We start from the raw sequence: 12,922 nt of genomic DNA, 5'->3' as shown, positions 1-12,922 counted from the left end.
CCTCTTGAGTTTGTCCCGAAAAGATAAGCCCTTATATTTGCAAATCGCAAATATTATAAAGGATCGGATTCTACACGGAGTCTATCCTATAGGATTAAATATTCCTTCCGAACCTCAGCTAGAGCAGGAATTCAATGTCAGCAAGATCACAGTACGCGGTGCCATTCAGGAGCTTGTCCAAGAAGGATTTCTGGAGAAAGGGAGCGGCAAGGGGACGAAGGTGATCCGTAATACCTCATCCTCCAAGCTGTCCAAATGGAAAAAGTTCACGGAAATTCTGGTGGATGAAGGGCACCAAATTCGGAAGCAATGGCTGAAGGCGGAGCGAGTATTTAATGAGGTCGGAAGTGAACCTTACCGTTTATTCGGCGAACATTGTTTACGCTTGGAACGCATATACACTCTCAATGATATTCCATACGTTCATTACACGCATTATTTAGTAAATGGTATGGATGATTTGGATCTACTTGATTTGAATGCTCAGTCCTTGTATGAGCTGCTTGAAGAGCGGAGTGTTTCCCTTGAGAGGCTACGTGATGAATTTTCTGTTGCTGTCCCTCCGCCTGAGGTAGAAGAGATCCTACTATTGGAAAAGAAGTGTCCTTTGCTGAAGCGAACACGTTATTCTTATGATGAGCTGGGCAAGGTGACGGAGTATAGTATTGGTTTCTATAATACGGAGCTACAGAATTATGTAGTGAACTATGAGGTGTAGTTAGCGAAAATCCGGAGCAATTTGCAGGGGAGATTCCTTGCAGAATGGTTCGGATTTTTTGCATCTTAGTATGTGATAAATATAACTATTTAAATTTATGAATATACAAGATGTGATGACTGATGTAAAATTACAATACCTGAAGCGTCCTGGAACAGCTTAAGGGCTTTTTGCATGCTCTTTTGCAGATTGCAAAGAATAGAGGCATGTCTACTATAGAAAGATTAATGGAGGTAGGAGAGTTTTATGAAGAAAAAATCTTTAAAAAAGATGTTAATGTTGTCGATGATGGTCGTTGTCATTGCTGTACTTGCAGTAGGTTGTGGTTCAAAGAATAACACGAATACAACATCGACAGAGGGAAACGCAGCAGAGGCTTCAAAAGAACCTGTTACTTTGTCGCTTGGCTTACTGCCTTCGATTGATGCTATTCCTTTTGTGATTGCTCATGAGCAAGGCTTTGATAAGAAACATGGAGTGAACCTAGACATTCAAACGTTCAAGAGTGCAAAAGATCGTGATGTCGCTTTTCAAGCTGGTAAGCTAGAGGGGATCAGCGCTGATCTAGTTGCGATTTCTATCTACAATGAAGCTGGGCTGGATGTGAAGATCACTAGTACAACTTTTGGTGAATTCGATTTATTGACTGGGAATGATGCCATCCAAGATGTGAAGGATCTGAAAGGCAAAACCGTGATTTTGTCCAAAAATACTTCCACACAATATACGGTGGCGATGATGCTGAAACAAGCGGGTTTGACAGAAGACGATATTACGGTAACTGAGGTTCCGCAAATCCCTACCCGTTTAGAATTGCTTAAGAACAATAAGGCGGATGCAGCTATTTTGCCTGAACCATTTGTAACTATGGGTAAAACCTCAGGCTTGCGCGTGCTTAGCTCCACGCATACCGCGGGAGTGAATCCATTTGTATTGGCTTTCCCACAAAATGCTATTGATGCTAAGGCAGATGCGATTCGGAATATGTATGCTGCTTATGACGAGGCTGTAGCGTATATGAAATCTCATGATCAATCCGAATATATCGATCTTGTGATCAAAGAAGTTGGCTATCCAGAAACGTTGAAAGATGAGATTAAGGTGCCTGATTATGTTCCTGCCAATCAAGTGGATGTGAAAGAAGTAGAAGCTGCATTTGCATGGGCACGGGAAAAAGGTTTGCTTAGCAAAAATATCTCGGCTGAAGATGTGATTTCTGATGTCCAATTCAAAAAATAAGGGACTCGTCATTAAGGGTCTTAAAGTAGAGTACAAGACGGGTCAACTGGCCTTAGGACAGATGGATTTATCTTTGCCAGAGCATGGGATTTACACGATCATCGGACCCTCTGGCAGCGGGAAATCCACGTTACTACGGGCGATCGCAGGTTTGCTGCCGAGCTATAAGGGGCAAATACTTTTTAATGAAAAATCCGTGCATGATAAAGAAACTCTGATCGGTCTGGTACCACAAAACTATGGGCTTCTCCCATGGAAGACTGTACATGATAATATTCAAATCGCAATGAAAATCTCGCATACTGCGAGCACAACCAAGCAAGAACGGGAGAACCAGATTAATCAGTGGCTTTCATCAATGGGAATCTCTGATTTAGCTGATCGTTATCCTCTATCTCTCAGTGGAGGACAGCAGCAAAGAGTGGCAATCGCTAGAGCCTTCGCTATTTTGCCCACCATTTTGCTGCTGGACGAGCCATTCTCCGCACTGGATGCGATTACGCGGGAAACGCTGCAGCTTCTCTTTTTGGATAACTGGTTGACGCATCCGGCGACTACCCTATTTGTTACCCATGATGTGGAAGAAGCTATTCTGCTGGGACAGAAAATTATTGTCATGCCATCTAACAAAGAAGAAATACCGGAAATTATCGATAATCAATTGGTGTTTCATATGAAGCATGAGGATAAGCGGGACAGTGTAGATTTCTTTGAGCAGACTAAGCGAATCAGAAAGGTAATGCAGGAGATATGGTGAGAAAAAGTCGGATTCATCACATAATAAGACTGGTATTTGTGTTCTTTTGTATGAATGTGGTTTGGTATATTGCCTATTTGCTTATGAATCATTCGATTTTGCCTAGTCCATTCGCAGTGTATAACGCTATGTTTCACTTGGGTGCACAGGATATTGCTTTGAATGTGGGGTATAGCTTGTTCAGAATTTTTGCAGGTGTAGTGCTTGCGTTAATCATTGGGCTGCTCATTGGTCTTCTGATGGGACGTTCGCTGACTTGGAATAAGCTGCTGGACCCTGTGGTCTATTTAACCTATCCTGTTCCAAAAATTGCTCTGCTTCCCGTTGTGATGTTATTCTTCGGGCTTGGAGAAACATCTAAAATCTTAATGATTATGCTGATTCTCTTGTTCCAGATTATCATTTCGGTTAGGGATGGTGTGAAGGCTATTCCTGAGAATACCTATGATGTCTTAACGAGTATAGGGGCAAGTACAGTACAGAAATTCTGGCATGTGACACTGCCGGGTGCACTGTCAGTCATTCTGAGTACGATTCGTATTTCGCTTGGAACGGCGATATCTGTCCTCTTTTTCACGGAGATTTATGGTACCGAGCATGGCATGGGCTTTTTCATTATGGATGCTTGGTTAAGACTGGATTATCCGGAAATGTATGCGGGAATTATGCTGTTCAGCTTGGTGGGGTTTGTCCTCTTCTTGCTTGTTGATTTTCTGGATTACAAGTTTATGAAGTGGCGGAATTAGCTGTGTCAGGGATCCAACACATCCAAACCAAGGGAGCAAAACGATGAATAAGAGCACATCGGGAACTGAACACAGATCAACATCAATGGCTGAGAAGAAAGTGACCTGGCTGGAACTGTTTTATGATCTACTGTTTGTAGCTGCAGTTTCAAAAGCGAGTCATGTCTTATTGCATGTAGAGACGGGTACAATTCCACTTGAATACTTATCCAAGTTTATCTTAATCTTTGTTCCGATCTGGTGGGCTTGGGTGGGGCAATCGGTTTTTGTTAACAGGTTTGGACAAGACATTTTTTCACACCGAATATTTCTGATTCTACAATTATTCTTTGTATTAATCATGACAGCTAGCTTATCGGTTGATTTTGATCAACATTATGTACCATTCTTAGTAGGTTATGTTGGTTTAAGAGCCATGACAGCCATTCAATATCTTACGGTACATAAAAATGAAGAGGACGATAGAAAGAGCACTGCCTGGTATTTGGGAAGTCGATTTTGGATTGGTATAGTAATCTCTTCTTTATCACTTTTCTTCGATTCTTGGGTTCGTTATGCAGTGCTGTATGCAGGAATTACTGTAGACATCTTGCTCCCCTTAATCGGTCGGAAATACTTGGTGAAAAGTCCTATAAACACTCATCATTTATTAGAGCGCTTCTCATTGTTCACGCTCATTCTGCTTGGTGAATCAGTGGTCAGTATACTTGCAGTGCTGCAGTCCAGCCACTGGACCTGGCAATCTATTTTATTTGCATTATTAACTTTCTTATTAATTATTGCGATGTGGTGGCAATATTTTGATAATGTTGAGAAGAAAGTGGACAAGAGTATAGAGACTGCCGGGCAGACCATAATTTATGGACATTTGTTTATTTATATCTCCTTGAGTATGATCGCTGCTTCGATCCAATTGTTATTTCTGGAACAACTGGATTATATATTTATGGTGTTTTTTATTTTTGGGTCGGTGTTGCTCTACTTCTTCTCTACTTCGTTGGTCTTCCATAAATATAGACGTTCACAGCAAAGATTAGGGATGTTCCATTTAGTGTTATTATTAGGTTTACTTGGAGTGTTTTTCGCAGTAGATTTGCTGTTCCTTATACCTAATTACCTGATCATCGGAGAGATGATGTTGTTCTTTGGTGTATATGCCAAAGTAACGACTTGAGCAGCTTTACATCGCAGCTGAATCATAAGAAGAAGGAAGCCGGTCCATGTGATCGGCTTCCTTTTTGTTTAGATCCATGAAATATAATCTATTTAGTTAAGAACGAAATTAGTTCAAAGAAAACAGAGACAGCCTAAGACTTTATCCGTCTAGGGCTGCTGCAGCTCTATAGGTGGTATCCACACATAAAGCTGCATATAATCCCCTGTCCCTATCGCCCAAGAAGAGCAGGTACAATAAATCGGCCGAAGACATTTGCAGGTGAGCGTTTCTTATATTTATCCGCAGTGATGACTGCAACCAGCTCGTAGGCTGGAACCACAATAATGTGCTGACCCATGAAACCAAGCGCAAAATAATAAGGGATCTCATTCGGCTGCTGCTCTGTGCCTGCATTGAATGAGGATACCCACCAGTGCCAGCCGTAGAAGCCCTTCTGTGGAAGTGTGGCTTCAACATATGGGTGAGTGGACTTCTGAACCGTGTCTGAAAGAATAAGCTGCTGAGCCTTCCAGCGCCCCTCTTGCAAATAAAGGAGACCGAATTTCTGCATATCCTCTGGCTTCAGATAAAGGCCAAAACCACCAGTATGTATGCCTTGCGGATCACTATCCCAGCGATAGCTTTCGATGCCAAGCGGCTGAAACAGCTGATCTTCGGCAAAGGCAGCCACGTCTTGTCCAGAACAATCCCGCAGAATCGAGGATAAGAGCTGAGAGCATCCGGAGTTATAAGTCATCACGGTTCCAGGCGTATGCGCAAGCGGCTGCGCGAGCACAAACTTTATCCAGTCTGCGGTTTTGGTCATGGTCGGAAAAGAATTCTGCCCCCCAAACTCCGTCCAGTTAAAGCCAGCTGTCATTGTTAATAAGTGACCGATCGTGATCTCTCTTTTTCGGGGGTCCTGATCCTCTTTTAATAAAGGGAAAAAGAGTGAAATAGGGGTATCCGGTGGTGGAACGATTTGTTTATCTATGGCTATGCTGACTAGAGCGGCGAGTACACTTTTGGTGCATGAGTTAATTTTGCCAAGCTCTACTGCAATTTTAGGCTCGCGATAATGCTCCAGTATGGGTTTTCCATGTTGAACGATTAGACAACTGCGAATATCTAGGCCAGTAATACCGTCTATAAGCGGCTGAAGGTTCCAGTCAGTGATGTGGGTGGCCCCCTTTCATAGATGAGTTGAAGCTGTAGCTGCCTACCATTATAGCTTATATAGCATACATTACATAAATGTCGTAATTTCCTGTCGTTAATTAAATATGGAAAATATAAGAAATTATCTGTATAATGTTATGAATCACGTGTTAGAGGAGGATGAATTCTTTTGAAAAGCAATAACACGCACTTTGTTCATCAGACAGCTAAAACGGTATTGATTACTTCAGTGGCAATCGCATTATTGTTACCACCAAGCTTGGCTGCTGCCGATTCTACATCTGTTAGCAGCAACACTGTGGTAACCCAGGTTAGCGCACAAGCCCCGACTACTACAACGACGTCCGAGGCAGATATTACAAAAGTGAAATTCACGCAGGAGCAAGCGATTGCAAAGCTAAGAGAACTATTCCCATCCCTAAAAAATGCAACGGTAAACAATGTTCAACTGGGATCTAACCAAAGCTACCCCGCTCCAGCAAATCAAATGATCTGGAATATTCAGTGGCAAATGCAAGAAGGGAATATGGGATATGGCTTTAGCAGCGAGATAGATGCGATTAATGGAGATATCATCAGTACGTATATTTCATATCCACGTGAGAATAACGAATCCTATTATCCACCGAAAATATCGCAGGCGCAGGCACTGGAGATCGCCAAGGCTTTTGTGGCTAAGGCAGCTTCATCGGTTAAGAGCAGTGATCTGCAATTAAATGAAAATGTTGGTTATAATTATTTTTCGAGCGCTTTATTCGGTCCTATTCAATATGGCTATTTCTTCAATATCATGAAGAATGGTCTTCCCTCTGGATCGGATAGCATTAACATAGCTGTGGATGGGAACGGAGATGTAATTCAATTCTCTAAGTCTTCTCAAGGGCTTGAGTATCCGTCCGCACAGCCTAAGATTACCTTGGAGCAAGCACAGAAGCAATTTGCGGATCAGCTTGATGTAGGTCTTTTTTACATTCCTATTTATAAGAACGGAAAACCTAACAACTGGATTCTAGGCTGGCGTCCGGTGGATCAATCACTATATCCTATCGATGCATTGACCGGCAAGAGAATAGATTATGAAGGAAAAGAATCCGTATCCACTCCAGTCGTTTATTCAGATATTGCCAAGAGTAAGGATGTCTTTCAAGCAAGAAGCTCTACTACAGAGCTTTCTGCAAAAGAAGCGGAACAGCTTGTAAAGAAGGTAGCTTACATTCCAGCAGATCGTAAATTGATTTCTCAAAGCTTGAGAAATGACTATCAGGATACGAATCGGAAGATCTGGCAGTTATACTGGGGTGGTAATGGAAATGAACGTTTCATTGGTGCTGGTTTTCCAGAACAATCCTCTGCTGAAATAGATGCAAAGACCGGTGAAATATTGCAGTACCAAGTTCAAACCTATGGTGTTACTCAGGATAAAAAAGAAGAGCCGGCTCCTGTTGGAGGGAAGAAGCTTAGTGAGGCTGAAGCTAAGTCTAAAGCGCTTAGTATAATTAATAGCCTATATCCTCAGGCGAGCGAGAAGCTAAAGCTTGTTGAATATGGAGCTAATTCAAGCGTGACTTCAGACGGATCTGCATTCAGATACCAGTTTATTAGATATCATCAAGGGATTCCTGTGAGTGACAGCAATATTACGGTAAGCTTGGATCTTTACGGCAGACTGATTTCTTACATAGGGAATCGGATAAGCGGTATCGATGAGATCACATTATCGCCAGATGCTAAAATATCCAAGAAGGAAGCACTCGAAAGTTATAAACCCAAATATCAGACTAAGCTAAGATACACTCAGGTTGGCGGATACAATACTTATAGCAGTTATGTCGCGCCAAAGGTGAAGCTGGTATATGATACAACCTTTGATGAATCTAACGGATTGTATCAGGTTTTAGATGCAGCCACTGGAAAATGGACTGCGGTTTATGATTATCTCGGTCAGCAAGATACTCAAATATCTGCGACGGATATCAAAGGCCACGCAGCAGAACAGCCATTGTCAGAATTAGTAAAGTATCATGTGCTTACTCCGGATGCCGATGGTAAAGTGAACCCGGATCAAGAAATAACTGTTGGTGATTGGATAACCTATCTTGTTAAGGCTTCTAATCCGAATTTCAGCAATTATTATAATAATAATGAACGAAAAACTGTGGCTGGCGTGAAGCCTGAAAATTCATATTATGATGCTGTTACTTATGCGGCAGATCGTAAGTGGATCAATAAGGATGAAAGCCTCCAAATTGATAGTAAATTAACCCGGGAACAGCTTGCTGTTCTGCTGGCTAATTTTTTGAAATACAACAAACTCACAACCTATCTTGATAAAGATGTGACTGTAAGTCAATTTAGCGATAGTTCATCTATTAACAAAAAGGGTGCAGTGGCTCTTGTTGTGAAATTGGGAATCTTAAAGGATGACAACGGCAAGTTTAATCCGCAACAGACGGTATCGAAAGCGCTGGCGGCTACGGTGATTATGAAGCTGGTGGAGCTGCAAGGAAAGACCGATCAGATTATAGGTCAATAAGAAAATAACCCGAAAGACAAACACCTTTACAGTTCAGGGTATGTCTTTCGGGTTATATTTTTTTTTACAATACAAATACAATTAATGGAGCTGTTTATCTACTTCTTTAACTGGATTCTCTCCAACATTCTCTTCTACCTTGCTGCTCATAAACCAACCGATTGCAGCGATGAGCACGAGTACAACATAGAAGGTAACCTTCCAAATGGTACTATGCGCGAAATCCTCGGAAAGAACACCAAGTGAAGGGTGTGCCAAGGTAATGACTGCGAGCTTAACGCCGACCCAGCCTACGATGAAGAAGGCTGCAATTTCAAGACCTGGACGGGTGTGAAGCAGCTTAACGAAGAAGGAAGCTGCAAAACGCATAATAACCAATCCGATAAATCCGCCGGCAAAGATGACGAGGAATTGTCCGCCGTCAAGGCCTCCGATTTTTGGAAGACCACTTGCAGGAAGTGCAACCGCAAGTGCAACTGCGGCTAGGATGGAATCTACCGCGAAGGCGATGTCAGCAACTTCTACTTTAAAGACAGTAAACCAAAAGCTTGATTTCTTTTTGTTGACTGCGCCGTCCGTACCGCTTTCAGCTGCCTCATCCGTAACTGGTTTCTTGATTAATAGTTTTCGGAAGATATGGTTCCCCGCGATAAACAGTAAATAAAGTGCGCCGATGGCTTGTACTTGCCAAATATCAACCAGGTAAGAGATGACAAATAGTGAACCGAAGCGGAATACGAAGGCTCCGGCTAATCCGTAGAATAGTGCTTTTTTTCTTTCCTCATCAGGAAGGTGTTTAACCATAATTGCCAATACCAGTGCGTTATCTGCGGCTAGTAGTCCTTCAAGTGCTACAAGAACTAGTAATACCCAGCCGTACTCTAATAATAATCCCCAATCCATTACTGTTGTCCTCCCTTTTCTTATGCAAATATCTACTAAAAGATACTTACCTTACCATTTTAACCAATTTTATATAAAAAAGACCTTTACCAAACAGATTAGCCTTTGGAATAAAGGTCTAACCTGATTGGTAAAGGTCTCGCTAACAATGTTGAATTGCCAATAAAGCCGGAGAATATCCTCATATTCTCGTATTGACGACTTTATTTAACAGCTACTCCCCTTTACGGGATATATTAAATTTTTGATTTAATTCGTTGTGATTTTGCCTAAGGAGATCATATACGAGTTGAAAGTTAATGTCAATAAAATGTTGGAGAAAGAAGAGAAGCTAGAGTTCTCCGTGTTTTTTGTGTTATCCCTTAACCGCTCCGGCGGTAATTCCCTTGGTCATCTGTTCTGTGAAAAGCAGATAGATTAGGATGGTCGGGATGGCAATGATCGTCATAACCGCGAACTGAGCACCATAGTTGGACGAATATTCTCCGGCGAATTTCATAATGGAGAACGGAATGGTTTTGAGATCCTCTGAGGTGAGGAAGGTGTTCGCCATAATGAATTCATTCCAGGTGCTGATGAAATTGAGTACACAGATGGTAGCGAGTGCGGGTTTCGTAATTGGCAGGATGATGCGGAAGATCACACCGTAAATGCCACAGCCATCGATAACCGCCGATTCTTCAATCGCGCGAGGGATGGTCTCAAGAAAACCGGTCATAATGAGCACGCTCATTGGAATGACAATAGCCGAATAAGGCAGAATCAGCGTGTACATATTGTTCAGCATTCCGAGCTTGTTAAACAGGATAAAGTTCGGCAGCAATGTCGCATGAATAGGAATGATCATGCCCATCATGATGAGTGACAACACAATACCACTCAGCTTCCATTTCATGCGTGTGAACGCATATCCCATCATCAGTGACACTAGTGCGGACAGCGCAACGGTAATTACTGTAATGATAAGACTGTTGGCAAAATAGCGTGGTACACGCCCATAGGTAAAAGCGTTTCTATAATTCTCCCATTGCGGTGGCGATGGCCATTTCAGAAAAGAGCTTCCGAAGAAATCACCACTCTTTAGCAGGGAGTAATCGATCAGCCAGATGAGCGGAAATAACTGAATCAAAGCGATGAGACAAAGAAACACCATCATTAGGATTTTGCCAGTTGTAGGTTTACTGCGCTTCTGTTTATGAAGCTTCAGATTGGGGGGCGAAGCGGCAGGTGCTAATGAATTATTCATATGATTTCCTCCGGTTACAGGGATTCTAAAACTCTCCGATATCTTTCTTCAGAACCTTGTTGAGTATTACGGTCAGTACAAGGCAGAACACAATGAATAGGATGGATATGGCATTACCGTAGCCGTATAGCGACGATGAGAAGGCGGTTTTGTAAAGGTAGTTCCCTAAGAATTGCGTGCTGTTCGCCGGGCCGCCGTTAGTCATTAAGAACACGGTTTCCATTTGCTTAAGACAGGTTGTAACCGCGATGATAATGGCAACTCGCATCATAGGCGACAGAAGCGGAATGATGATGCGCGTGTAGAGGGTGTAGTTGTTCGCACCATCGATCTTTGCGGCCTCGCTTAAGTCACTTGGAATGCCTTGCAGACCTGAATAATAAAGCAGCAGTGCGTATCCAAAGCCTTGCCACATAACAACAATGATGATGCACCAGATCGCTGTCTTCGGATCTCCAAGCCAATCATGTGTGAGTGAATCCAGTCCAACGCCGCTTAGCAACTTGTTGAGCAATCCGTAATTGGGATGAAAAATCCCGCTCCACAGCTTGGCTGTAACCACAACAGAAATTACGGCTGGGATAAAGAAGATCGTCCGGAATATTTTTTCGTATTTGCCGGAATTGGTCAGGAAAATCCCTATGAGAATAGCAAAGGGATGCTGTAAGAATACAGTGGCAGCAGTCAGTAACAGGGCATTGCCCAGCGAAGTCCAGAATACTTTGTCATGAAATAGGATTTCACGATAGCATTCCTGTAGAGCGTTAATTATCAGCTTTGCAAAAAAACAAGCGCCTCGGTACGATGGGAGTACGCAACGGGTCATAGCCCTTTAAATCCCATCATCCAGGAGGACGCTCTACTATGAAGTTTAAATCGCAGGACAGACAAAATCAACTCATTGAAAAAATTACCGCCCAGCATCTAGTCGTAGGAATCGACATTGCTCAGCAAACGCATGTCGCTCGTGCTGTTAACTTTCGAGGAATCGTGGTCGGTAATCCTCTATCCTTTTCTAATGATGAAGAGGGTTTTCAATTCCTTCTTCGTTGGATTCAAACGTTGCAATCCACACACGCTTTAACGGAGGCTATTGTTGGTATGGAGCCTACCGGGCACTATTGGTTTAGCCTATCCAACTGGCTTTCGGATCGCCAGTTTGAAGTCGTTCTAGTCAATCCACATCTCGTGAGAAAAAATAAGGAGAACCGCGACAATACGCCATCCAAGAGCGACAAAAAGGATGCTCTGGTCATCGCTGATATGGTCAAAAACGGCTATTATTTGTTCATTCGCAACACACCAGAAGCCTTCGAAGAATTACGTGTCTTTCTCTCAAACCGCGACTCTGTCGTAACGAGACTCGTTAGTGCGAAGAACCAAATCCATCGCTGGGTCGACGTTGTTTTTCCTGAGCTGCGACAAGTCTTCAAAAACATCATGTGTACAGGTTCACTAGCCACACTTCGTCTTTTTCCTACACCCGAAGAATTGTATAAACTTCAGCCTCAAGACGTCCTGCAAGGTTGGAAATCGGTTATGAAACGGCATTCTGGTGAACCAAAGGCCAAAGCTCTTATCTCTTTTGCTAGCCGTTCTGTTGGCACTAAGCAAGCATTGCATGCCTACAAACTTCACTTGAAGCAACTTCTCGATGAGTACGACCTTGCTTGCCTGCAACTAAAAACGGTAGAGACAGAGATTGTTGCCGTTCTAAAACGTATTCCATTTGCTGAATCCATGCTTGCTGTCAAAGGGATAAGTGTTATTTCACTAGCCGGTATTCTAGGTGAGGCAGGGGATTTAAGCGGATTTGTGCACGGCAATGCCTTGCTGCGCCATGCTGGGCTAAACCTCGCAGAAGCTAGTTCAGGCAAATGGACTGGACAAATGAAGATTAGCAAACGAGGACGATCTCGTCTCCGCCGTTTCATCTTTATGATGACCATGAGTTTAGTAGCAAGTAATTCGGAGTTTAAAGCCATGCATACCTACAATGTACAAGTAAAGAAGATGAAGAAAATGAGGTCTATTATGAAACTGTGTGGAAAGTTAGCTCGAATACTTGTAGGGATGGCCCGCAGTGGCGAAGCTTACAACCCTCCAAAAACAATGCCTATTCAGCTCGCAGCTTAACCTATAACCTACCGTTTCGTAGCACGAGTATTGGCTTATTTGCAGGATTTCAAAGAAAGCACGGAGTACCGGATATATTTAACCAAAGGGCACAGACCCGTAACGATAGCAAGACCGGCCTCCACCCCTTGGACAGGCGTAACGAAGGAATGAGAGGGCACAGACCCGTTGAGACATGGGAGTGAAAACCTCCAAGGGAGGCGTGGAGAAAGCGTGCAGTAAATGGAATTATATGGGGCAGGATATGTTCCCCACTATTCCCGTGCGTCTTCATGTTGCCGAAGTCTAACACGGAGTTCCCCTTCTGAT

At 42.9% G+C, this 12,922-nt stretch carries 11 protein-coding genes; 7 read left to right on the top strand and 4 right to left on the bottom strand.

All coding sequences use genetic code 11. The annotated features are described in order from the left end of the window. The first annotated feature begins 4 nt into the window (after window positions 1-4). The 5 genes from ACN6MV_RS25345 to ACN6MV_RS25325 all read left to right on the top strand — a co-directional run bounded on the left by ACN6MV_RS25345 (window position 5) and on the right by ACN6MV_RS25325 (window position 4,634). Entirely contained in the window at window positions 5-718 is a 714-nt protein-coding gene (locus ACN6MV_RS25345) for a GntR family transcriptional regulator (protein WP_375103893.1), read from the top strand. 246 nt (window positions 719-964) lie between these two features. Further along, window positions 965-1,957, top strand: a complete 993-nt coding sequence (locus tag ACN6MV_RS25340) for an ABC transporter substrate-binding protein (RefSeq protein WP_042130732.1) — start codon at window positions 965-967, stop codon at window positions 1,955-1,957. Further along, the gene (locus ACN6MV_RS25335) at window positions 1,938-2,714 is read left to right on the top strand and encodes an ABC transporter ATP-binding protein (RefSeq protein ID WP_341114763.1); all 777 of its coding nucleotides are present in this window, start codon (window positions 1,938-1,940) and stop codon (window positions 2,712-2,714) included. Before ACN6MV_RS25340 ends, ACN6MV_RS25335 begins: the two co-directional genes overlap by 20 nt. A 50-nt stretch (window positions 2,715-2,764) precedes the next feature. After that, window positions 2,765-3,460, top strand: a complete 696-nt coding sequence (locus ACN6MV_RS25330; RefSeq protein WP_249923615.1) for an ABC transporter permease — start codon at window positions 2,765-2,767, stop codon at window positions 3,458-3,460. 85 nt (window positions 3,461-3,545) lie between these two features. Then, window positions 3,546-4,634 (top strand): low temperature requirement protein A, encoded by a 1,089-nt coding sequence (locus ACN6MV_RS25325; protein WP_042132430.1) that lies wholly within the window; start codon window positions 3,546-3,548, stop codon window positions 4,632-4,634. Between the two features lie 211 nt (window positions 4,635-4,845). Here the strand turns inward: ACN6MV_RS25325 and ACN6MV_RS25320 are convergent, their stop codons facing one another. Next, complete coding sequence (locus tag ACN6MV_RS25320) at window positions 4,846-5,679, bottom strand: serine hydrolase domain-containing protein (RefSeq protein ID WP_419886815.1); 834 nt, start codon at window positions 5,677-5,679, stop codon at window positions 4,846-4,848. Window positions 5,680-5,964: 285 nt separating this feature from the next. On the opposite strand from ACN6MV_RS25320, the gene ACN6MV_RS25315 reads away from it, so the two are divergent. Then, window positions 5,965-8,328, top strand: a complete 2,364-nt coding sequence (locus ACN6MV_RS25315; RefSeq protein ID WP_419885116.1) for a YcdB/YcdC domain-containing protein — start codon at window positions 5,965-5,967, stop codon at window positions 8,326-8,328. 81 nt (window positions 8,329-8,409) lie between these two features. Here ACN6MV_RS25315 and ACN6MV_RS25310 read toward each other — a convergent pair whose 3' ends face one another. The 3 genes from ACN6MV_RS25310 to ACN6MV_RS25300 form a co-directional block, all read right to left on the bottom strand. Beyond that, the gene (locus ACN6MV_RS25310; RefSeq protein ID WP_042130725.1) at window positions 8,410-9,231 is read right to left on the bottom strand and encodes a TerC family protein; all 822 of its coding nucleotides are present in this window, start codon (window positions 9,229-9,231) and stop codon (window positions 8,410-8,412) included. 355 nt (window positions 9,232-9,586) lie between these two features. Further along, window positions 9,587-10,477 (bottom strand): carbohydrate ABC transporter permease, encoded by an 891-nt coding sequence (locus ACN6MV_RS25305; protein ID WP_081954172.1) that lies wholly within the window; start codon window positions 10,475-10,477, stop codon window positions 9,587-9,589. 25 nt (window positions 10,478-10,502) lie between these two features. Further along, window positions 10,503-11,303, bottom strand: coding sequence for a carbohydrate ABC transporter permease (locus tag ACN6MV_RS25300; RefSeq protein WP_419885115.1), 801 nt, complete (start codon window positions 11,301-11,303; stop codon window positions 10,503-10,505). 38 nt (window positions 11,304-11,341) lie between these two features. Here ACN6MV_RS25300 and ACN6MV_RS25295 point away from each other — a divergent pair, with 38 nt between their 5' ends. Continuing rightward, window positions 11,342-12,613 (top strand): IS110 family transposase, encoded by a 1,272-nt coding sequence (locus ACN6MV_RS25295; RefSeq protein ID WP_094873128.1) that lies wholly within the window; start codon window positions 11,342-11,344, stop codon window positions 12,611-12,613. Window positions 12,614-12,922: the final 309 nt, after the last annotated feature.

Origin of the sequence: Paenibacillus sp. B-A-8 (assembly GCF_048572915.1) — a bacterium.
In the GTDB taxonomy this organism is placed as follows: domain Bacteria; phylum Bacillota; class Bacilli; order Paenibacillales; family Paenibacillaceae; genus Paenibacillus_AQ.
This window is presented reverse-complemented; position numbering and strand designations above follow the sequence as displayed.

Excerpts from the sequence above, each read along its gene's own strand:
- ACN6MV_RS25340 (WP_042130732.1), top strand. The coding sequence starts at position 965 with ATGAAGAAAAAATCTTTAAAAAAGATGTTAATGTTGTCGATGATGGTC.
- ACN6MV_RS25335 (WP_341114763.1), top strand. The coding sequence starts at position 1,938 with ATGTCCAATTCAAAAAATAAGGGACTCGTCATTAAGGGTCTTAAAGTA.
- ACN6MV_RS25330 (WP_249923615.1), top strand. The coding sequence starts at position 2,765 with ATGAATGTGGTTTGGTATATTGCCTATTTGCTTATGAATCATTCGATT.
- ACN6MV_RS25325 (WP_042132430.1), top strand. The coding sequence starts at position 3,546 with ATGGCTGAGAAGAAAGTGACCTGGCTGGAACTGTTTTATGATCTACTG.
- ACN6MV_RS25310 (WP_042130725.1), bottom strand. The coding sequence starts at position 9,231 with ATGGATTGGGGATTATTATTAGAGTACGGCTGGGTATTACTAGTTCTT.
- ACN6MV_RS25305 (WP_081954172.1), bottom strand. The coding sequence starts at position 10,477 with ATGAATAATTCATTAGCACCTGCCGCTTCGCCCCCCAATCTGAAGCTT.
- ACN6MV_RS25300 (WP_419885115.1), bottom strand. The coding sequence starts at position 11,303 with ATGACCCGTTGCGTACTCCCATCGTACCGAGGCGCTTGTTTTTTTGCA.
- ACN6MV_RS25295 (WP_094873128.1), top strand. The coding sequence starts at position 11,342 with ATGAAGTTTAAATCGCAGGACAGACAAAATCAACTCATTGAAAAAATT.